The sequence below is a fragment of the Burkholderia stagnalis genome, assembly GCF_039848545.1.
Taxonomy (GTDB): domain Bacteria; phylum Pseudomonadota; class Gammaproteobacteria; order Burkholderiales; family Burkholderiaceae; genus Burkholderia; species Burkholderia stagnalis.
Genome location: NZ_CP156685.1, coordinates 772,634 through 794,125, shown reverse-complemented (window position 1 = coordinate 794,125; position 21,492 = coordinate 772,634). Strand labels below are relative to the sequence as shown.

At 68.6% G+C, this 21,492-nt stretch carries 16 protein-coding genes; 5 read left to right on the top strand and 11 right to left on the bottom strand.

Annotated elements, in window-relative coordinates:
- The first annotated feature begins 19 nt into the window (after positions 1 to 19).
- Positions 20 to 1,072, top strand: coding sequence for a biotin synthase BioB (bioB, locus tag ABFO07_RS03775; RefSeq protein WP_059566582.1), 1,053 nt, complete (start codon positions 20 to 22; stop codon positions 1,070 to 1,072).
- Between the two features lie 64 nt (positions 1,073 to 1,136).
- Here the strand turns inward: bioB and ABFO07_RS03770 are convergent, their stop codons facing one another.
- The 3 genes from ABFO07_RS03770 to ABFO07_RS03760 form a co-directional block, all read right to left on the bottom strand.
- Positions 1,137 to 1,715, bottom strand: coding sequence for a hypothetical protein (locus ABFO07_RS03770; protein ID WP_059566429.1), 579 nt, complete (start codon positions 1,713 to 1,715; stop codon positions 1,137 to 1,139).
- A 144-nt stretch (positions 1,716 to 1,859) separates the two neighbouring features.
- On the bottom strand, positions 1,860 to 2,576 hold the full coding sequence (locus ABFO07_RS03765) for a copper homeostasis protein CutC (RefSeq protein WP_059566428.1): 717 nt from the start codon (positions 2,574 to 2,576) through the stop codon (positions 1,860 to 1,862).
- 84 nt (positions 2,577 to 2,660) lie between these two features.
- A complete protein-coding gene (locus ABFO07_RS03760) occupies positions 2,661 to 3,953 on the bottom strand; it encodes a sensor domain-containing phosphodiesterase (RefSeq protein WP_059803350.1) in 1,293 nt (430 codons plus the stop codon).
- Positions 3,954 to 4,256: 303 nt separating this feature from the next.
- Here ABFO07_RS03760 and ABFO07_RS03755 point away from each other — a divergent pair, with 303 nt between their 5' ends.
- On the top strand, positions 4,257 to 5,924 hold the full coding sequence (locus tag ABFO07_RS03755) for a Na+/H+ antiporter (protein ID WP_059922987.1): 1,668 nt from the start codon (positions 4,257 to 4,259) through the stop codon (positions 5,922 to 5,924).
- A 328-nt stretch (positions 5,925 to 6,252) separates the two neighbouring features.
- Here ABFO07_RS03755 and ABFO07_RS03750 read toward each other — a convergent pair whose 3' ends face one another.
- From ABFO07_RS03750 to ABFO07_RS03740, 3 genes are all read right to left on the bottom strand, one after another.
- Complete coding sequence (locus ABFO07_RS03750) at positions 6,253 to 9,825, bottom strand: indolepyruvate ferredoxin oxidoreductase family protein (RefSeq protein ID WP_347468355.1); 3,573 nt, start codon at positions 9,823 to 9,825, stop codon at positions 6,253 to 6,255.
- A 2,110-nt stretch (positions 9,826 to 11,935) separates the two neighbouring features.
- Positions 11,936 to 12,967 (bottom strand): hypothetical protein, encoded by a 1,032-nt coding sequence (locus ABFO07_RS03745; RefSeq protein ID WP_124492333.1) that lies wholly within the window; start codon positions 12,965 to 12,967, stop codon positions 11,936 to 11,938.
- 115 nt (positions 12,968 to 13,082) lie between these two features.
- On the bottom strand, positions 13,083 to 13,571 hold the full coding sequence (locus ABFO07_RS03740; RefSeq protein WP_059906678.1) for a hypothetical protein: 489 nt from the start codon (positions 13,569 to 13,571) through the stop codon (positions 13,083 to 13,085).
- Positions 13,572 to 13,907: 336 nt separating this feature from the next.
- Between ABFO07_RS03740 and ABFO07_RS03735 the strand changes: the two genes are divergently transcribed.
- Positions 13,908 to 14,522 (top strand): glutathione S-transferase family protein, encoded by a 615-nt coding sequence (locus tag ABFO07_RS03735; RefSeq protein ID WP_059566422.1) that lies wholly within the window; start codon positions 13,908 to 13,910, stop codon positions 14,520 to 14,522.
- Between the two features lie 43 nt (positions 14,523 to 14,565).
- On the opposite strand, the gene ABFO07_RS03730 is transcribed toward ABFO07_RS03735, so the two are convergent.
- The gene (locus ABFO07_RS03730; protein ID WP_060149073.1) at positions 14,566 to 15,519 is read right to left on the bottom strand and encodes an ion channel; all 954 of its coding nucleotides are present in this window, start codon (positions 15,517 to 15,519) and stop codon (positions 14,566 to 14,568) included.
- Between the two features lie 212 nt (positions 15,520 to 15,731).
- A complete protein-coding gene (locus tag ABFO07_RS03725) occupies positions 15,732 to 16,748 on the bottom strand; it encodes a sulfate ABC transporter substrate-binding protein (protein ID WP_059891212.1) in 1,017 nt (338 codons plus the stop codon).
- Positions 16,749 to 17,196: 448 nt separating this feature from the next.
- Here ABFO07_RS03725 and dapA point away from each other — a divergent pair, with 448 nt between their 5' ends.
- Positions 17,197 to 18,078: a 4-hydroxy-tetrahydrodipicolinate synthase gene (gene dapA, locus ABFO07_RS03720; protein ID WP_059566420.1), complete on the top strand. Its 882-nt coding sequence runs from the start codon at positions 17,197 to 17,199 to the stop codon at positions 18,076 to 18,078.
- Positions 18,079 to 18,099: 21 nt separating this feature from the next.
- Here dapA and ABFO07_RS03715 read toward each other — a convergent pair whose 3' ends face one another.
- From ABFO07_RS03715 to ABFO07_RS03705, 3 genes are all read right to left on the bottom strand, one after another.
- Positions 18,100 to 18,480: a type II toxin-antitoxin system VapC family toxin gene (locus ABFO07_RS03715; RefSeq protein WP_059985107.1), complete on the bottom strand. Its 381-nt coding sequence runs from the start codon at positions 18,478 to 18,480 to the stop codon at positions 18,100 to 18,102.
- Positions 18,480 to 18,707: a type II toxin-antitoxin system Phd/YefM family antitoxin gene (locus tag ABFO07_RS03710; protein WP_059566580.1), complete on the bottom strand. Its 228-nt coding sequence runs from the start codon at positions 18,705 to 18,707 to the stop codon at positions 18,480 to 18,482. Before ABFO07_RS03710 ends, ABFO07_RS03715 begins: the two co-directional genes overlap by 1 nt.
- A 95-nt stretch (positions 18,708 to 18,802) precedes the next feature.
- Complete coding sequence (locus ABFO07_RS03705) at positions 18,803 to 19,954, bottom strand: LysR substrate-binding domain-containing protein (protein WP_347468351.1); 1,152 nt, start codon at positions 19,952 to 19,954, stop codon at positions 18,803 to 18,805.
- 105 nt (positions 19,955 to 20,059) lie between these two features.
- Between ABFO07_RS03705 and ABFO07_RS03700 the strand changes: the two genes are divergently transcribed.
- Positions 20,060 to 21,325, top strand: coding sequence for an MFS transporter (locus ABFO07_RS03700; RefSeq protein ID WP_060016024.1), 1,266 nt, complete (start codon positions 20,060 to 20,062; stop codon positions 21,323 to 21,325).
- Positions 21,326 to 21,492: the final 167 nt, after the last annotated feature.

Sequence of the window (21,492 nt, the reverse complement as noted above, 5' to 3'; positions counted from 1 at the left end):
CGAATCCAGGATGAACGATATGACCCAAGCCCAGACCGCTGCCGTGCAGCCCGATGCGATCCCCGTGGCCGCCCCGGCCGCACAGCGCTGGCGCGTCGCCGACGTCGTCGCGCTGTTCGAACTGCCGTTCAACGACCTGATGTTCCGCGCGCAGCAGGTGCACCGCGAGCACTTCGACGCGAACGCGGTGCAGCTGTCGACGCTGCTGTCGATCAAGACGGGCGGCTGCGAGGAGGATTGCGGCTACTGCTCGCAGTCGTCGCACCACGACACGGGCCTGAAGGCCGAGAAGCTGATGGACGTCGACGCGGTGCTCGACGCCGCGCGCGCCGCGAAGGAAAACGGCGCAAGCCGCTTCTGCATGGGCGCCGCGTGGCGCAACCCGAAGGAGCGCCACATGCCGGCGCTGACCGAGATGGTGCGCGGCGTGAAGGCGATGGGCCTCGAGACCTGCATGACGCTCGGCATGCTCGAGGACGAGCAGGCGAAGGAACTCGCCGACGCGGGCCTCGACTACTACAACCACAACCTCGACACGTCGCCGGAGTTCTACGGGCAGATCATCTCGACGCGCACCTACCAGGATCGCCTCGACACGCTCGACCGCGTGCGCGACGCGGGCATCAACGTGTGCTGCGGCGGCATCATCGGGATGGGCGAGTCGCGCCGCGAGCGCGCGGGCCTGATCACGCAGCTCGCGAACCTGAGCCCGTACCCGGATTCGGTGCCGATCAACAACCTGGTGGCGATCGAAGGCACGCCGCTCGAAGGCACCGCGGCGCTCGACCCGTTCGAGTTCGTCCGCACGATCGCGGTGGCGCGCATCACGATGCCGAAGGCCGTGGTGCGCCTGTCGGCCGGCCGCGAGCAGCTCGACGACGGGCTGCAGGCGATGTGCTTCCTTGCGGGCGCGAACTCGATGTTCTACGGCGACCAGCTGCTGACGACGAGCAACCCGCAGACGCAGCGCGATCGCGCGCTGTTCGAGCGCCTCGGGATTCGCGCGAGCGACGCCGAGCAGATGGCGGTCGACGCGGCGCCCCGGCAGGCGTGTACGCCGGCCGCGAATTGACGCGCGGTCCGGCACGCGGGCGCGGCGGCCGGATGCCGCACGCGCCCGCATGCCGGACGCCCGATCACTCCGGCTTTGCCGCTGGCTCAGCCGTTTCCGCCGATTCCGGCGCGCTTTGGGCCGCTGGCGCGGAAGCCTCCGCCGGCGGCGCCTCTTCCTTGATGACATAGGACGGGTCGCGCACCCAGCGGCCCAGGTCCTTGCTGATGAAAATGGCCGTGCGATCGAGAATCGAGCACGTTCCCTTGAATCCGCCCCAAATGCCGCCGATCGACCAGCGTTTGACCGTGGTGTGACGGACGACCTTGCCGCCTTCCAACAGGTCCGCGCTCACCGTCAGCGCCTTGGGGCCGCTCCACGCGCCGCCGCCCACGCCGAACACGTTCATGATCTGCAGTCGCAGCGTCGTTGCGTCGGCCGCGTCGGCCTCCGACGCGAGAAGGCCATTGCCCTTCCTGTTGTTCCTTCGAAGCACGTCGCCGACGCGGTGCGTCAGCAAGTCCTCGATGTGGCATTCGTCCCTGACCTGCTTGATGACACTGGCATCCGGCGCGTAGGTCACCGGGGTTTCGAGCAGGACCGGATTGGCGGCAAAGGCGGAGCTGGCTGACAGGGTCAGGCCGAGGAGCAGCAGACGTTTCATCGTGTGACGAGTCGAAGTTGAGCGGTGCCCTCCGTCAAGCGGCAACGGGCTGGGCGGCGCCGACCATAGCACGCCCGCGATTCGGCGCAAAGGTGATCTGACAGAGCCTCACAATCCGCGCGGACGTGCCGGACGGCGCCCTCGTCATCCCGCCGCATCGATCGCCGCGCGCACCTTCGCGACGAGCCGTTCGTCGACCGGCGCGAGCACCTCGCCGCGCGGCCGCACGCCCGAGCCGAAATGCACCGCGCGCACGCCGGTCGTGCGCACGAAATCACCGACCGCGTCGGCGGTCAGCCCCGAGCCGGCGAGCACCGTGCACGCCGTGCCCTCGGCGCGCCGCACCATCCGCGCGATCGTCGCGGCCGCATCGAGCACCGACGGATGGCCGCCCGAAGTCAGCACCGACGTGACCTGCGGCACGCCCAGCAGCGCGTCGAACGCGGCATTCAGGTCGCGCGCGACGTCGAACGCGCGATGGAACGTGAGCGCGCGGCCCTCGGCGGCGGCGGCGATGCGCGCGAGCGCGCCGAGATCGATGTCGCCGCGCGCGTCGAGCGCGCCGAACACCACGCCGTTCGCGCCGGCCGCGACCGCCGCGCGCACGTCGCGCTCGATCACCCGGAGATCGTCGGCGTCATAGACGAACGACCGGCTGTGCGGCCGCACGATCACGTTGACGGGAATCGGCACCGCGGCCACGACGGCCTCGACGAGGCCCACGCTCGGCGTCAGCCCGCCTTCGCTGATCGCGGTCACGAGTTCGAGACGGTCGGCGCCCGCGCGGGCGGCGGTTTTCGCATCGCCGACGGTCGTGGCGATCACTTCGAGCAGGACGGACGGGGCGGCGGTTCGGATCATCGGCGGCTCGCGAATCGTAGGAAGATTCGCGCATCCTAGCCGACCGGCACGGGCGACGCCAAGCCGCCCGCCGGACGACGCGCGCTAGCCCGCGCCCGCGTCCACCTCCTCATCCCCCCAGTCGAGATCCCCGCACAGCACGCGCAGCGCGTCGCCGACGCGGATCGCGACCGACAGCGTCACGCACGGCTGCGCCTCGTTGATCGACAGGTACGGCCGCGTCACCTGCACGCGGCCCGGCTCGGCGATCGCCGCGCGGAAATACGGCCGCCGCAGCCAGTTCGCGCCCTGCGCGTCCGCGAGCGGCAGGAAGCGCGCCTCGCGGGTCGCGCGATCGGCGCGCAGCACGACGTTGCGGCCCGCCTGCCGGCCCTGCCCGTCGAGCAGGAAGCAGCGCGCCGCGTCGTCGAGCGCGAGGAAGTTCCAGCACACCTCGTCGAGCGGCTCGCCGGCCGCGAGGCGCTCGGCCGCGCGCTCGAACGCGCGCAGGTACGGCGCGAGCCGCTGCGCGTCGCGCCGCTCGCGCGCGTCGGCCTGCTGGCGGTAGCGCTCGGTCAGCTCGCCGATGCACGCGGTCGCGGCCGCGCTGTCGGGCAGCCCCGGCGCCGGCCGGCCGAAGAAGTAGCCCTGCACGAAGTCGGCCTCGCACGACAGCGCGATCTGCGCCTCGTGCTCGGTCTCGATCCCTTCGACCAGCACCAGCTTGCCGGCCTCGTGCAGCAGCGTGACGAGGCCGTGCAGGATCGCGGTGAGCCCGGTGCGATGCGCGGCGTGCGACAGCATGATCCGGTCGAGCTTCACGATGTCCGGGTTGAGCTGCCAGATCCGCTCGAGGTTCGAATGGCCGGCGCCGAAATCGTCGAGCGCGATCAGGAAGCCGTGCGTGCGGAATTCGCGCACCGCATCGGCGAGCCGCTCGTGATCATCCGCGCGCTGCTCGAGCACCTCGAGCACGATGCGGCGCGGCGGCATGCCGAGGCGCTTCAGGTTCGCGAGCAGCGCCGCGGCCTGGAACGGATCGGTCAGCACGCCCGGGTGCACGTTCAGGAACAGCCATTCGCGCTCGGCGCCGAGCAGCGCGAAGTTCTCGAGATGCAGCGCCTGCGCGAGCCGGTCGAGTTGCAGCAGCTCGCCGTGGCGCGCCGCGTCGCCGAACACGTCGAGCGGGGACACCGGCCGGTCGAGCGTGTCGTGCGCGCGCAGCAGCGCTTCGTAGCCCACCGCGCGCTGGTGCGACAGGCTGAAAATCGGCTGGAACACGGTCGTGAGCGTCAGGTCGTGATGCTGCGTCGCCAGACGCTCGAAGCCGGACGTCACCTCCCGCTCGAAGCGGTACGGCGACGCCGCGGCCGGACGCTCCTGTTGCACGATCGTCATACCCTCCTCCTGATGCTGGCGAACGCGGCGGCTGACGGACGGGACGGCGCGCGATTGGTCATGATGAGTAAGCCCTCGGATTCCGGTTGTTGTCGCGGGTTGTCGTTGCTTGGCCGCAAGCATCAAGCAAGCTCCGTGCGCACCGGGCCCCGCCACGCCACGCCGCTTCGCGCGGCCGGCGCACCGATGTGGCGCATGCCGCGCGCACCGACAAGGTGCACGCGCACCGGCGCTCGAGCGCAGCCGCCACGTCGGCACGCTACACTCCGTACGGCCGTTTCATTCCCCGCTTTCGACGTATCGATGGAAATCGTCTTCACCGTCCTGATCCTGCTGCTCACCGTCGCGCTGTCCGGCGCGATCACCCGCGTGCTGCCGTTGCGGCTGCCGCTGCCGCTGATGCAGATCGCGTTCGGCGCGATCCTCGCGTGGCCGGCATTCAACCTGCACGTCGCGTTCGACCCGGAAATCTTCATGCTGCTGTTCATTCCGCCGCTGCTGTTCGCGGACGGCTGGCGGATTCCGAAGCGCGAGCTGTACCTGCAGCGCCGCGCGATCCTGATGCTCGCGTTCGGGCTCGTCTTCATGACGGTACTCGCGGTCGGCTATTTCGCGCATTGGCTGATTCCCGAGTTGCCGCTGCCGATCGCGTTCGCGCTCGCCGCGGTGCTGTCGCCGACCGACGCGGTCGCGCTGTCGGGCATCGCCGGAAAGGGCCGGATCCCGCCGCAGCTGATGCACATCCTCGAAGGCGAGGCGCTGATGAACGACGCGTCGGGCCTCGTCGCGCTGAAGTTCGCGGTGGCCGCCGCGCTGACCGGGATGTTCTCGCTGCGCGACGCGTCGGTGACGTTCGTGATCGTCGCCGCCGGCGGGCTCGCGACGGGCGCGGTGGTGTCGTGGCTGTTCAGCGTGCTGTCGACGCGCTTCCTGAACGCCGAGCAGGAGGGCGATCCGGCGCCCGGCATCGTGATGACGCTGCTCGTGCCGTTCGCCGCCTACCTGTTCGCCGAACACCTGGACCTGTCCGGCGTGCTGGCCGCCGTGTCGGCCGGGATGATGATGAATTACACGAGCTTCTCGCGCAAAAGCACGGTCGCCGCGCGCGTGCGTGCGGAAAGCACGTGGGCGATGATCGAGTTCGTGTTCAACGGCATGGTGTTCATCATGCTCGGGCTGCAGTTGCCGCACATCATCGGCCGCGCGCTGGTCGACGCGCACCATACGAGCGACGCGCTCGTCGGCCGGATGATCGTCAACGTGCTCGCGATGCTCGTCGCGCTCTATGCGATCCGCTTCCTGTGGGTGTGGCTGCTGCGCTGGATCGCGAGCCGCCGCGCGGCGCGCCAGGGCCTCGCCGGCACGATGGCGGGGCTGCGCACGATCGCGGTGATGACGGTCGGCGGCGTGCGCGGCGCGGTGACGCTCGCCGGCGTGCTGTCGATCCCGGTCGCGCTCGGCGACGGCACGCCGCTCGCCGGGCGCGACACCGCGATCTTCATCGCGTCGGGCGTGATCCTCGGTTCGCTGTTCGTCGCCGTCGCCGGCCTGCCGCTGCTGCTGCGCGGCGTGCGCTCGACACGCAACCCGCACGAGGAAGAGGAGCGCAGCGCGCGCGCGGCCGCCGCGCAGGCCGCGATCCGCGCGATCGACACCGCGCACGATGCGATCTCGGTCGACCTCGACGAAACCGGCTCCGCGCGCTGCGCGGACATCGCCGCGCGCGTGATGGAGCAGTACCGGCGCCGCCTCGCCGCGCTGTCCGACGGCGACAAGACGCCGCGCGCGCAGGCCAGGCAGTCCGAAAGGATGGAGTTGCAGATGCGGATCGCGGCCGTGCGCGCGGAACGCTCGATGCTGTACAAGATGCGCGGCGATCACCGGATCTCCGACGAGACGCTCGCCAAGCTGCTGCGCGAAATCGACCTGTCGGAAACGGCGCTGTCGACGCGCAAGAAGGGGTTGGTCTGAGGTTGGTCTGAGGTTGGTCTGAGGTTGGTCTGAGGTTGGTCTGAGGTTGGTCTGAGGTTGGTCTGAGGTTGGTCTGAGGTTGGTCTGAGGTTGGTCTGAGGTTGGTCTGAGGTTGGTCTGAGGTTGGTCTGAGGTTGGCCTGAAGTTGGCCTGAAGTTGGCCTGAAGTTGGCCTGAAGTTGGCCTGAAGTTGGCCTGAAGTTGGCCTGAAGTTGGCCTGAAGTTGGCCTGACCGTTGCCGGCGGTGCCGCGATCGCGGCGTGCACGCCCGAATGCAAAACGGCGACGCCCGCTGCCGGGCGTCGCCGTTTTGCCTTGTGCAGGCCGCGCTACTTCGCGACGACCACCGGAATCCCCTTCAGCGTGCCCGCGCCCTTCACCTCGTCGAGCGCCTGCTGCACCGCCGCGCTCGTCGCCGCGTCGATGCCGAGCTGCAGCGCGAGCTCCCGCTCCGCGCGCTTCACGCCGGCGAGGTTGCGCAGCTTCACGTGGCCGAAACCGCGCACGCGCGCATGCAGGTCGGCAAGCTGCGCGACGCGCGCCGCGTTGTCGGCCGTCGTCGCGGCGAGCGCGCGGGCCAGCGTCGTCTCGTAGTCGTCGGCGAGCGCGCGCTCCATCCTGCGCTCGACGGTGCGGCCGAACGGATCGAGCCACGTGCCGCGCAGGCTGCGCACGCGCGCGAGCGCGCCGAGCACCGGCCACATCCACTGGCCGAACACGCGCTTCTTCGGCACGCTGCCGTCGCGGCCCGCCTTCGCGACCGTCGGCGGCGCGAGGTTGAACTTCACGCGATAGTCCTGCCCCGGCACGCCTTCGAACTGCGCTTCGAGCGCGGTGCGGAATGCCCCGTCCGCGTACAGGCGCGCGACCTCGTATTCGTCCTTCACCGCGAGGAGGCGATAGAACGTCGTCGCGACCGCGCGCGTGAGCGCATCGTCGCCCTTCGCGCGCGCGGCGTTCACGAGCGTGCGATAGCGCTCGACGTAGCGCGCGCCGCCGTAGGCATCGAGGCGCGCTTCGCGATCCGCGATCAGCTCGGCGAGCGTCTCGGGCGCGGCGTGCGTCGCCACCGCGTGACGCGCGTTCCACAACGCATCGAGGCCGGCCGGGTCGCCCGCCGCCATCCGGCCGATCGAGAACGCGAGCTTGTTCATCGGCACCGCGACGTTGTTCAGCTCGATCGCGCGCATCATCGCCGCGTGCGACACCGGCACGAGGCCGAGCTGCCATGCGAAGCCGAGCATCAGGATGTTCGCGCCGATCGAATCGCCGAGGAACTTCGCGGCGAGCGCCTGCGCGTCGCAGCTCGACAGGTAGCCGTCGCCGGCCGCGTGATGCATCTTCTCGAGCAGCGCGTCCGCGTGCAGGTTCGCATCGGGGTTCTGCACGAACGACGCGTTCGGGATCCGGTGCGTGTTGACGACGATCCGCGAGCGCTCGTGGCGCACCGTCTGCAGCGCGTCCGCGCTCGCGCCGACCACCATGTCGCACGCGAGCAGCACGTCCGCCTGCTGCGTGTCGATGCGCACCTGGTGCAGCCATTCGTCGCTCGCGGCGATCCGCACGAACGACAGCACCGAGCCGCCCTTCTGCGCAAAGCCCATGAAGTCGAGCACCGATGCGCTCTTGCCCTCGAGGTGCGCGGCCATGCTGACCAGCGCGCCGACCGTCACGACGCCGGTGCCGCCGACGCCCGTCACGAGCATGTCGTACGGCGCCGCATCGAGATGGGTGGCCGGCACCGGCAGCGCGTCGACGCGCGCGGCGAGCGCCGCTTCGTCGAACGCCGCGCCCGCGGCCTTCTTCAGCGCCGCGCCTTCGACCGTGACGAAGCTCGGGCAGAAGCCGTTCACGCACGAGAAATCCTTGTTGCACGACGACTGGTCGATGCGGCGCTTGCGGCCGAGCGGCGTCTCGAGCGGCTCGACCGACAGGCAGTTCGACTGCACGCCGCAATCGCCGCAGCCTTCGCACACCGCGTCGTTGATGAACAGGCGCTTGTCCGGGTCGGGGAATTCGCCCTTCTTGCGGCGGCGGCGCTTCTCGGCCGCGCAGGTCTGGTCGTAGATCAGCACGGTGACGCCCGGCGTCTCGCGCAGCTCGCGCTGCACCGCGTCGAGTTCGCTGCGGTGGTGAAACGTCGTGCCCTTCGGGAACAGCCCGTGATGGCCGTCGTACTTCTGCGGTTCGTCGGACACCACGACGAAGCGCGACACGCCTTCCGCCTCGACCTGCCGCGCGATCTGCGGCACCGAGATGCTGCCGTCGACCGGCTGGCCGCCCGTCATCGCGACCGCGTCGTTGTAGAGGATCTTGTACGTGATGTTCGCCTTCGCGGCGACCGCCTGGCGGATCGCGAGAATCCCCGAGTGGAAGTAGGTGCCGTCGCCGAGGTTCTGGAACACGTGCTTCGTGTTCGTGAACATCGCGTGCGCGGCCCAGTCGACACCCTCGCCGCCCATCTGGATCAGCCCGGTCGTGTCGCGCTCCATCCACGACGCCATGAAGTGGCAGCCGATGCCGGCCTGCGCGATCGAGCCTTCCGGCACCTTCGTCGACGTGTTGTGCGGGCAGCCCGAGCAGAAATACGGCGTGCGCTTCACCGCGTCCGCCTCGTTCGACAGGATCTGCGGCGCGACCAGGTCGACCACGCGCTCGCGGCGATCGAGCGCCGGCTTGTGGCGCGCGAGCCATTCGGCGAACACCGGCAGGATGCGCGACGGCCGCAGCTCGCCGAGCTCGGACAGCAGGCACGCGCCTTCGGCGTCATGCTTGCCGAGCACGCGCGGGCGCGCGCCGTCCGCGCGGTTGTACAGGTAGTCCTTGATCTGCTGCTCGATCACCGGGCCCTTCTCTTCGATCACGAGCACCTCGGCGAGGCCGTCGACGAAGGTTTCGATGCGCGTCGTCTCGAGCGGGTACGACAGGCCGACCTTGTAGATCCGCACGCCGGCCGCTTCGAGATCGGCGACGGTGAGGTCGAGCCGGCGCAACGCTTCCATCAGGTCGAGGTGCGCCTTGCCGCAGGTGACGATGCCGACGTTCGCGTGCGCGGCCGGCGCGATCCACTTGTCGATGCTGTGGGTGCGCGCGAAGTGGCGCACCGCGTCGAGCTTCGCCGCGAGGCGCGCCTCGATCGTGAGGCTCGGCAGGTCGGGCCAGCGATTGTGCAGGCCGCCCGCGGGCGGCGTGAAGCCGGCCGGCGCGGGCCAGTGCGTGCGCAGTGCGTCGAGGTCGACGGTCGATCCCGATTCGACCGTCTCCGAGATCGCCTTGAAGCCGACCCACGCGCCCGAGTAGCGCGACAGCGCCCAGCCGTACAGGCCGAATTCGAGCATGTCGGCGATGTTCGACGGATTCACGACCGGCATGTGCCACGCGATCATCGCGAAGTCGCTCTGGTGCGGCATCGACGACGACACGCAGCCGTGGTCGTCGCCCGCGACGACCAGCACGCCGCCATGCGGCGACGAGCCGTACGCGTTGCCGTGCTTCAGCGCGTCGCCCGCGCGGTCGACGCCCGGGCCCTTGCCGTACCACATCGCATAGACGCCCTCGACCGTGCGCTCCGGGTCGGCCTCGACGCGCTGCGTGCCGAGCACCGCGGTGCCGCCGAGTTCCTCGTTGATCGCGGGCAGGAAGCGCACGCCGCTGCCGTCGAGCAGTTTCTTCGCCTTCCACAGCTGCTGGTCGACCATGCCGAGCGGCGAGCCGCGGTAGCCGCTGACGAAGCCGGCCGTGTTCAGGCCCTGCTCGGCGTCGGCCGCGCGCTGCATCAGCAGCAGGCGCACCAGCGCCTGCGTGCCGGTCAGGAAGATCCGGCCGCGCGTGGCGGTCAGGTTGTCGGTCAGACGATAGTCGGATAGGGCGGGCGTGCCGTCGATGGGCAAGCGGGCGGTCATGGGGACGTCTCCGTGATTTTGTGCTGTTCTGATCGCTGCTCCGGCGGCGGGTCGGGCGACGCCTGTGCCGGCGGCAGCGGAATGGCTCTATTTTTTCGCGCGGAAAGAAGAATGTTTTTTCTTATCTTGCTCAGGCGGCGCTGTGGTGAGAAAAACTACGCATCATTTACGCTGGATTTGAGAGAGATTTCGCGCGTGGCTGCTGTGTGGCGGATTGGGCGGGGGTCCGGGGTTCCCGGGCGGTTTGCTGCGGAAGCAGTTTTCGGGCGGAGCGGCCGGCCCAGGCGACAGGCCGCCATCCGCGCGCCGCTGGACGCGGGTCTTGGCGGCTGGGGCGGGCATCCTCACCGATGGATTGCACAGGGTTTCGATTCGTCGAGCGAGGCGGATATCCACAATGGAAATGCGGCTCGACGCGTGTGATCGGCAGTCATGCTCACCGTTGAAATGCACAGGGCTTCGAGTCGCTTTCGAGGCCGGGGATCGACATCGGGCCTGATGCCTGATCGAGACGGCGGCGCTCGTGCTCACCGTTAGAATCCACAGCGTTCTGAGTGGCCTCCGGGACCGGATATCCACACTCGATCTGGCGACATGTTCGCGCAGGTGCCTGCGCTCACCGATGGAATCCACAGTGTTCCGAGTGATCGGGGAGGCTGGATATCCACACCGAGTTCACCGGCACGTTCGATCGGCACTTCACCCTCACCGTTAAAATACACAGCGTGCCGAGTGGTTCCGTTGAATAGTTGTCCGCACCGGAATCGGCAACACGTTCGATCGCGCGCTCGCACTCACCTTCGGAATCCACAGCGTTTCGAGTGAGCCCGGAGGCTGGATATCCACACCGAGTCCGCAGGCACGTTCGATCAGGGCCTCATTCTCACCGTTAAAATGCACGGCGCTCCGAGTGGTTCCGTTGAATGGTTGTCCGCACCGGAATCGGCAACACATTCGATCGCGCTCACACTCACCTTCGAAGTCCACAGCGTTTCGAGTGACTCCGGAGGCTGGATATCCACACCGAGTCCGCAGGCACGTTCGATCAGCGCCTCACTCTCACCGTTAAAATGCACAGCGCTCCGAGTGGTTTCATAGGGCGGATATCCACATCGGAATCAGCGGCACTTTCGATCGTATGCCTGCACTCACCTTCGGAATCCAGAGCGTCTCGAGTGGCCCCAGAGGCTGGATATCCACACCGAATCTGCCGACGCGGTCGATCAATGCCTCACCCTCACCGTTAAAATACACAGCGCGCCGAGTGGCTTCGGAGAGCGGATATCCACACCGGAATCGGCAACACGTTCGATCGCGCGCTCGCACTCACCTTCGGAATCCACAGCGTTTCGAGTAGCCGCGGAGGCTGGATATCCACACCGAGTCCGCCGACACGTTCGATCAACGCCTCACCCTCACCGTTAAAATACACAGCGCGCCGAGTGGCTTCGGAGAGCGGATATCCACGCCGGAATCGGCAACACGTTCGATCGCGCGCTCGCACTCACCCTCGGAATCCACAGCGTTTCGAGTGGCCCCGGAGGCTGGATATCCACACCGAGTCCGCCGACACGTTCGATCAACGCCTCACTCTCACCGTTGAAATGCACAGCGCTCCGAGTGGTTTCATCGGGCGGATATCCACATCGGTATCAGCGGCACTTGCGATCGCGCGCTCGTACTCACCTTCGGAATCCACATCGTCTCGAGTGGCCGCGAAGGCTGGATATTCACACCGAATCTGCCGACGCGTCCAGCCGTCGCCTCACCCTCACCGTTAAAATGCACAGCGCGCCGAGTGGCTTCGGCGAGCAGATATCCACACCGGGCTCGACAACACACACGATCACGCGACGCCCCTCACCGTCGTGTTTCACAGCGATCCGACTCGTTTCCGAAGCCGGATATCCACACCCCGATCCAGCGACACGTTCGATCAGGCGTCCACGCTCACCATTGAATTCCACAGCATTTCGCGTCGCTTCGGGCGCGGATATCCACAACCGAAAGCGCGGCATTCGCCACGCCCGCTCTCGACGCCGACGAGCGCCGGCCCACCCCGCAGACTCAGCGGATGAACCGGCGCCCCACCCGGCGCACCGGCTTCGCATCACCACCCATCCCATCCGGTCCATGCCTGCGCGCCGGCGCCGTACTTGTTGAGCTTCGCAGCCAGCGCAACCGGCATCGCCATCAGGCCGAGCCCCTGGTCCGGATGTCCGCCGCCGAAGGCGTTCGACGTCGCCGACGCAAAATGGTCGGTATAGATGATGTTGATCTTCGGGTCGCGTTCCGGGTGATACGACCAGCTGGGAACCGGGTTGAGCGGATCGCGGACGAAGAACCGCCTCAGGCGCGGATTGACGTCGTTCGCCGCGCGATCGACGATGCTGGTCATCAGCGATCGTCCCCAATACGTGCAAGTCCACGAGAGCAGGTGCAGCGTGCCCGGCGCGCCGCCCGCCGGATTGGCGGGATAGTTGACCCCGAACTGCGCGGGCGCGATCGTGCGATTGCCGCGCTGCGTCAGCCTCCTGTACTGCGTGGCCGCCATCTCGTCCACGTCGCTCGCGTTCGAATACTGGTCGAACAAGGTCAGGCTGTTCGCCGCCTGGCCGATTACATATTTGTTGATGAGGAAGAAGCCTCTCGGCAAGGTCAATGCCGGGTTGACAAGATACGGCTCCCGGCGCTGATCCATCGCGCCGTCATAGAGAATGGCCACCCGGGATTTCACGGAACGATCGCCGGGATTGACGAGGAGTTGTCCGTAATTGGCGTTGAACAGGTTGATGTTGTCGGCAACCGTCGCGCTGTTCTGCGTGTACTGCACCAGCCTGTCGCCGAGCGTATTGCTCAGGTAATCGATGAAGCGGGCGTGCATGTCGTCGCCCCACTCGCCGTTGAAGTGCGAGATGTTCAGAATGACGAGTTCGCAATCCGCCGCTCGAATGGTCGTGAAGTAGTTGATGATCGCGCGCAGGATATTGTCGAACGAGTCTCCCCAGTAAGGCGCGCCATGGTAGGTCCAGTATGTGCCGTTGCGCGCGATCGCGGGGCGCAGGTCGAAATAGCGTATGCCACCGGCGAGCTGTGCCGCCATGTCCGCAGTTTGCGTGCGCGCCATGCGCGCCAGGCGCATGGAGTTCACGTAGCAGCCGCTGTCGTGCGTACCGGGAATCGTGATCGCGCTCAGCGGCCGGTTCTGCAGGTAGTTCGCGAAGAGTTGGGTCATCCACATGTCGATGTCTCCTCGCTCAGCTGTTCACGATGGTCAACGCATTCAGGTACGCCCCATCCTTGCCTGAAACGAATTGCAGGAGCTTGAATGCGTTGGGCGGCGCGCATTGCACATCCGCATAGACGATCACGTCTGACAGATGGCAGTCCTCGGCGATCTGCAGATAGTCCTTCGTGCTCTTGCCGTCCGGATCGGACAGGGCCGCAGGAGGCGTCTTCGCGTCGCACTGGTTGATCTTCGCAACGATGCTGGCCGACTTCTGCGGATCGAGCGGCACCGTAAAGGTGACGACGATCACTGCCGACCCGGCGCTCCCCGCGACCACCAGGTCCTGCGATACGGATTGGCGCGAAGGCAGCGCAATGTTCTGGAAGGCGGGCGCGTTGCCCTTCCCCCAATCCGACGCATTGGCGTAGGTTGCGCTCATGGACATGTCGTAGGGGGTGGCGTTCTCGATGACCAGGCTGGTCTTGTAATCCTGCGGAATCGGGTTGGACAGAGGCATGGCAAACGTCCTTTGCATGAGGCCGGCGCACCCCGCCGGGGAGACCGGCAGGCATGCGTTCGGGTGAGCTGACCGGTGCCTCCACTTTGTGTTGCGCGCTTCGTCCGGACAATGTGGCAGACGTCATGCGAAGGGCGGAACGGATGGCCCATGACGACGAGGCCATTCGTGGCGCGAGCGACGTGGCGCGATTTATTTCATTACTAGTCTTTACATTACTAGTTATTTATATCGCCCTTATCTATCGACGCTCGACGGCATGCCGGCCGCCCCTGTCCCAACCTCCCCCGCTCGGGTACGCTTGACCATCGACCGACACCGACACGCGGAGGCGCGATGAAGCTCTACTACTGGCCGAAGACCCGGGCGTTCCGGGCGCTGTGGATGCTGGAGGAAATCGGTGTCGGCTATGAGCTGGAGCCGATCGACCTGCGCTCGCACGAACAGGGCAGCGACGCGTTCGTCCAGGTCAACCCGATGGCGAAGCTGCCCGCGCTCGACGACGGCAGCGTGCCGTTCGCCGAATCCGGCGCGGTGCTGCTCTACCTCGCCGACCGCTTTCCCGACGCGCAGCTAGGCGTCGCGCCCGACCATCCGCTGCGCGGCCGCTTCCTGCAATGGCTGTTCTTCACGCCCACCTGCCTCGAGCCCGCGATGGCGGAAAAATTCACCGGCGCGTCGGGCAACCCCGTCGCATTCGGCTGGGGCAACATCACGCGCGTGCAGCGCGCGCTGGCGCAGACGCTCGCCCACAGCCCGTGGCTCGTCGGCGAGCACTTCACGGCCGCGGACCTGCTGCTCGCCAGCACGCTGAAGATCGCGTTCGACGCGCACCTGCTGCCGCACGAAGGCGTGCTCGGCGACTACGTCACGCGCGCGGAAGACCGCGACGGCTTCCGCCGCGCGGTGGCGATCGAACAGCGCGAAGCGGCGCGGCTGCTGCATCCGTGACGGCAGCCGGCCCTCCGGCCCTGCAAACCGGCCGCGCCGGGCCTCACGCGGCCGGCCCCGGCCCCGGCGCCGACACCGTGGCGCCGGGCGTGCCCGCGTCCGGATGGTCGTCGATCGGCACGACCTCGTGGAAATGGGTGTAGTCGATATGCGTGATGCCGCCCTCTTCGCGCATCAGGTCGACGTAACGGTAGAACCACCGGATCTCGCCGTGCAGCCACGAATAGCGCCCCTGCATCACCTGCGAGGTCGTCTCGTCCGAGCCTTCGATCGTGATCAGCAGCGACGCGTCGCGCGCCGCGAGCGATTCCGCCGTCTCGCCGAACAGCGGGCTCGTCTCGTCGATCACGTGCATCAGGTTCCAGCCGAGCAGGAAGATCGGGTGCTCGCTGCGCACGAGCGGCAGGTCGTGGATCTTGCGCAGCGTATAGCCCTCGTGCGTGCCCTCGACGCGCATCAGCCGCAGCTTCGCGCGCGCCTCGGCGATCACGTTCTGGCGAGCGTTCGCCACCCGCACCATCAGCGTCATGCGGCCGTTCAGCGGCCGCACGATCGCGTAGCGCGCGAACAGGATCTTCGCGCGCGGCCGTGAGAACCGTGCGAACACCAGCCCGGTGGCCAGCGCGATCCCCGACATCCCGATGAAGATCTCGAGCGTCGCGACGACGTGCGCATACATGGTCTGCGGATGCATGTCGCCGTAGCCGACGGTCGCGAGCGTCTCGACGCTGAAGAAGAACGCGCCGACGAAACCGGGCGGCGACTGGTTCGCGATCGGCGCGGTGCCGAGCAGGTACAGCGTCGCGAAGCAGCCGTTGATGAACAGGAACAGCACCGCGAGCGACAGGAAGAACACCGGCCAGCTCACCGTCAGCGCGCGGTGGTACAGGTCGCGCCAGCCGAGCGGCGGCATCCCGTAGGCGACCACGTGGCGGGTGCCCGACCAGATCTTGCGGCCACGGCCGCGGTGAGGAGCGGAGGAAGGATCGACGTTCATCGCACGGCGCCGAAAGCGGGAAAGCGCTGAGCGTAGCATGCGGGTCGCGACCGGGCCGGCTGCATGCGCAACGCGGTCGAAACGACCAACGGGATCGTCGTGCGAGGCGCCGATCGCGGAGAAGATGTGTGTGCCGCGCCGCAGGAAGACGGAAGTCATCACGACGCGCGCGGTATGCGGCGTGCCGGCCGGCACGCCGCATCAACCCGGCGTCACTTCCGGTCGACGATCACCTGGTCGAACGTGCCGCCGTCCGCGAAGTGCGTCTTCTGCGCGTTCGCCCAGCTGCCGAAGACCTGTTCGACGCTGAACGTCTTCAGCGCCTTGAACTCGGCCGCGTGCTTCTTCAGCACGTTCGCATCGCGCGGGCGCAGATGGTGCCGCGCGATGATCTCCTGCGCTTCCGGCGTGTACAGGTAGGCCAGATACGCCTGCGCGACCGGCTTCGTGCCCTTCTTGTCGACCACCTTGTCGACGACCGCGACCGGCGGCTCGGCGAGGATGCTCGCCGACGGATACACCGCGTCGAACTGCGCGCCCGACGCGCCGGTGTCCATCAGCGCGACCTCGTTCTCGAACGTGACGAGCACGTCGCCGATGCCGCGCTGCGTGAACGTCGTGGTGGCGCCCCGGCCGCCGGAATCGAGCACCGGCACGTTGCGGAAAATCGCTTTCTCGAACGCGAGCGCCTGCTCGTCGGTCGCGCCCTTCTGCTTCTGGTAGCCCCACGCGGCGAGATACGCGTAGCGGCCGTTGCCCGACGTCTTCGGGTTCGCGATGATCACCTGCACGCCCGGCTTCGCGAGATCGCTCCAGTCCTTGATCGCCTTCGGGTTGCCCTTGCGCACGAGGAACACCATCGTGGTGGAGTACGGCGAGCTGTTGTCCGCGAAGCGGGTGCGCCAGTCCTTCGCCAGCAGCTGCCCGCGCTCGGCGAGCAGGTCGATGTCGTTCGGCTGGTTCATCGTCACGACGTCGGCCTGCAGGCCCTGCAGCACCGACAGCGCCTGCGCGCTCGACGCGCCGTGCGACTGCTTGACCGTCACCGTCTCGCCCGTCTTCTGCTTGTAGGCGGCGATGAAGCCCGCGTTGATGTCCTTGTACAGTTCGCGCGTCACGTCGTACGACACGTTCAGCAGCGACGTGTCCGCATGCGCCGCCGTCGTCGCAACGACGAGCGCCGCCGCGCCCGCCAGCAGCAGCCGGCCGATCCCCTTCGTGTTTGCCATCGTTGAAATGCCCCGCTTCCAGTGGTTGATGCGTGACGGCGCTCGCACGCGCTGTCATCGAAACGTAAGCGGGCATTCTAGCGGCCGGCCGCGCAGCGCCTTCCAATCTGTCGTGGAAAGCAAAGCAGGAATTCTGCTAAACCGGCGGCGGTCGCTCGCGCGCGCGGCCGCAGGAATGCTAAGATCGCCGCTCAGCCCACTTCACGGTTCATCCATGTCCGAAGTCCTGCGCTCGCACCTCATCCTTGCCGCCGTCGCGGCAGGCGCGCGTGCGGCCGGGCTGAAACTGAAAAAACGACTCCTCGACTGACGGGGACGTCGCGTCCCGTCAGGCGAATGCCGGACGGGATGCCCGCAGGTCGTTTTTCTCTCCTCGCTTGCACGCCTCGTTCCGGCACCCCGCCGGCGGAACGGTTCCCACCCTATCCGATTCCACAAGAGGCTTTGCATGCAAACACGTTTCGAAGGTATCTGGCTGCCGCTCATCACGCCGTTTCACGATGGCGAAGTCGATCACGCGGCGCTCGCGCGGCTTGCCCGCCGCTACGCGGCGACCGGCATCGCCGGCTTCGTCGCCGGTGCGACGACGGGCGAAGGCGCGCTGCTCGACGCGCGCGAACAGGATGCGGTGTTCGCGACGCTGCGCGACGCGGCGCCGGACCATCCGATCGTCGTCGGGCTGACCGCGAGCGCGACGCATTTCGCCGCGGCCCGTGCGCGCGAGATCGCGGCATTGCGCGCGGACGGGCTGCTCGTCACGCCGCCCGTCTACGTGCGGCCCACGCAGGACGGGATCCGGCGGCACGTCGAGGCGGTCGTCGAAGCCGCCGGCCTGCCGGTGCTCGTCTACAACATCCCGTACCGCACCGGCGTGAACGTCGAGCTGGACACGCTGCAGGCGCTCGCGCGCGACACGCGCGTCGCGGGCGTCAAGGAATGCGGCGGCAGCATCGAGCGGATGACGCGCCTCGTGCACGAGACGCCGCTCGCGATCCTGTCCGGCGACGACAGCCAGAATTTCGCGGCGCTGTGCGCGGGTGCGCACGGGACGATCGCGAGCAGCGCGCACCTGCTGCCCGAGTGGCACGTGCGCATGTATACGCTGCTGCGCGACGGCAGGCTCGCCGATGCGCGGCGGATCTCGGTCGCGCTGCAGCCGCTCGTGGCTGCGCTGTTCGCGGAGCCGAACCCGGCGCCGGTCAAGGCGCTGCTGGCCGCGCAGGGCTGGTGCGAGGACGGCTTGCGGTTGCCGTTCGTGCCGGCGAGCGACGCGCTGCGGGTGAAGCTGGATGCGCTGCATGCGGCGCTGGAGGCGCCCGCGACGGCGTAGGATGTCGATCCCGAAACCGTTTCAAACCGTCAGGATTCGGGACGAGCCGTACTGCGCGAGGTGGCCATCGGCAGTGACGAGCAACAGCGGCTCGCACCACGCCTGCGCGACGAGCAACCGGTCGAACGGGTCGCGATGATGGTGGGGCAGGTTGCGCACGGCCGCGCCGTGCGCGGCCCGAACGGGCAGTTCGTTGTAACCGCTCGCCCCGATCTCATCGATGAGCCGATCCACATCGACGTCCAGCTTTCCCTTTCCCGCCTTGATCGCCAATTCCCGGATGCTCGCGCTGCTGATGAACACTTCATCGGCGGCGGAGATCAGCGTGCGCGCCGCAACGCTGAGTTTCGGATCATTGGCCACTACCCAGAGAAGGATGTGCGTATCGAACAGCAACCGCATTACTTCCCTTCGAACGCATCCAGCAGGTCGTCGGGAAGCGGCGCATCAAAGTCATCGGCGATCCATATCTGCCCCTTGAGGACGCCAAACGGGTGGATGGGCTTGAGCGGCACGAGCCGGACCGACGGCTTGCCGTCCTGCGAGATCACGACGCGTTCGCCGGCGATCGCGGCATCGACGAGCCGCGACAGATCGAGTGCGGCATCGTGGAGATTGGCGTTCTGCATGATGGACTCCATTGCGGAACCACCATTCTCACGGGATTCCTCAAGCCGATCCAGTCAGCCGAACGGTCGACCGAACGCATGCCGGCCGATCGCAGTCAGGCCGCAAACGCCGCAACCGGCGTTTGCGTCGCCGCGCTCACCGCCTGCGTCATGATCCGCGCGAGGCGCTCGACCGTCGGCGTCGCCGACGACGCCCGGCGCAGCAGCATCAGCGGCAGGCTCGGCAGTTCGGGCAGGCCGAGCGGCGCGGCATCGAGCAGGCGCACCGTCGCAGGCAGCCCGTGGTGCGAACGCACCGTCAGCCCGAGGCCCGCCGCGGCGGCCGCCCACAGACCCGCGAGGCTCGGCGTCGTGAACGCGACGCGCCATGGCACGCCCGCACGATCGAGCGCGTCCGTCGCCGACGCGAAGAAGCGGCACGGCCGGTCGAACATCACGAGCGGCAGCGGGTCGTCGCGCGTGTAAGCGGGCCGCGCGCCGGCTTCACCGCCCCCGGCCGCACCAAAGCCGGCCGCACCTGAGCCAGCCGCACCTGAGCCGGTCGCACCTGCACCGGTCGTCCCGATCCACCGCATCGGCACGCGCGCGATCTCCTCGCTGCCGATCCCCGTGCGCGCGACGAACGCCGCCGACGCGGGATCGCCCCACACCAGCGCGAGGTCGAGCTGGTTCGCGTCGAGCCGCTCGAGCAGATCGGCGTTGCACGCGACGCGCGCCTCGATCCGCACCTGCGGGTGTGCGCGCGCGAAGCGGCCCAGCACGCCCGGCAGGACCGCCTCGCCGAAATCCTCCTGCAGGCCGATTCGCACCCAGCCGTCGAGCGTCGCGCCACGCACGGCGGCCACCGCCTCGTCGTTCAGCTCGATCATGCGCCGCGCGTAGCGCAGCATCGCGTCGCCGGCATCGGTCAGCGCGAGCCCGCGCCCCGCCTTGACGAACAGCGGCGCGCCCGCCTGCTCCTCGAGCTTGCGGATCTGCGCGCTCACCGCCGACGTAGAGCGCGCGACCCGGTCCGCCGCCTTCGCGAAGCTGCCGAGATCCACGCCGGCCACCAGGCTGCGCAGCGCGGCGATGTCGAAGTTCGGCTGGGCCGTCGCCGCTTCGCTCGGCACGGCCTGGGCCGTCCGCGCCGTCCGCGCCGCCTGCGCCGCCTGCGCCGCCTGCGCCGCCTGCGCCGTCCGCGCCGCCTGCGCCTTCGACTGGCCCGCCTGTTCCGCCCGCCCGGGCGTCACATCGTTTCGAGACATCTCAACCATCCCGTTTTATAGAACGATTCATCAAAAACTTTCCGATTTTCAGGATGAATGTACGGCGCGAGACTGTGTTCGTCAACGTCACTTCCCGATCCCGCCATGGATACCTGCGCCACCTTCGTCCGCCCGTCGCCCGCACCCGCGGTGCGCGGCCCCGCCCACCGCTGGCGCGTGCTCGCCGCCGGCGTCGCCGCGAACATGAGCTTCTCCGCCGCGGCGGCCGGCGTCCCGACCACGGCCGTCTGGATGCGCGCCGATTACCGCCTCGACAACGGCGCGCTCGGCATCGTGCTCGGCGCGCTCGGCCTCGGCGTCGCGCTGTCCGAGCTGCCGTGGGGCATCGCCGCCGACCGCTTCGGCGACCGCCGCATGCTGCTGTCGGGGCTCGTCGCGACGGCCGCGATGCTCCTGCTGATGGCCTGCGCACTCGCGCCGTCCGCGCATTCGGTGCCGCCGCTCGCGCGGGTCGCGGCCGCGCTGTTCGTCGTCGGGCTGCTCGGCGGCAGCGTCAACGGCTCGAGCGGACGCGCGGTGATGCGCTGGTTCGGCGAAGGCGAGCGCGGGCTCGCGATGAGCATCCGCCAGACCGCCGTGCCGCTCGGCGGCGGCGTCGGCGCGGCGCTGCTGCCGTCGCTCGCGTCGCACGTCGGGTTCGCCGCGGTATTCGGCGCGCTCGCGCTGCTGTGCGCGGTGTCGGCCGCGCTCACCTGGCGCTGGCTGCACGAACCGCCGGACAGCGCCGCCGCCGCCCCCGCGCAGGCCGCCGCCCACCTTGCGCCGCACGGCCGCTCGCCGCTCGCGAGCGGCCCGGTCTGGCGGGTCGTGCTCGGCATCGGCGTGCTGTGCGCGCCGCAGTTCGCGGTGGTCACGTTCGCGACCGTGTTCCTGCACGACCACATCCGGCTCGGCGTCGCGGGCATCAGCACGGCGATGGTCGCGCTGCAGGCCGGCGCGATGGCGATGCGCGTCTGGAGCGGCCGCCATACGGACCGGCGCGGCAACCGGCGGGCCTACCTGCGCGGCTCGGTGCTCGTCGCGGTGGCGTCGTTCGCGCTGCTCGCGGCCGCGACCGCCGCGCATCCGCAGGTGCCGTCCCTCGCGATCGTCGCGGCGCTGGTGTTCGCGGGCGTCTGCGTGTCGGCCTGGCACGGCGTCGCGTACACGGAGCTCGCGACGCTCGCCGGCGCGAACCACGCCGGCACCGCGCTCGGGATGGCGAACACCTGCGTCTACCTCGGCCTGTTCGCGACGCCGCTCGCGATCCCGCCGCTGCTCGCGCATGCGTCGTGGAGCGTCGTCTGGCTCGCGGCCGCCGCGTGCGCATGCGCGGCCTGGCCGCTGTTTCCGCGCCCGGCGCGGGTGTGAGCCGCGCGGGCCGCGCGTACGACGGCGGCGCCTGCGCGACAAGCGTCGCCCGCGCGCTGGCGCGGCCCGGCCCGGCCCGGCCAAATCGTCAGCGCCCGTCCCGCGCCAGCGCGCGCTGCACGGCCGGCCGCGCAGCGACGCGTTGCGCATGCGCGTGCCACGCATCA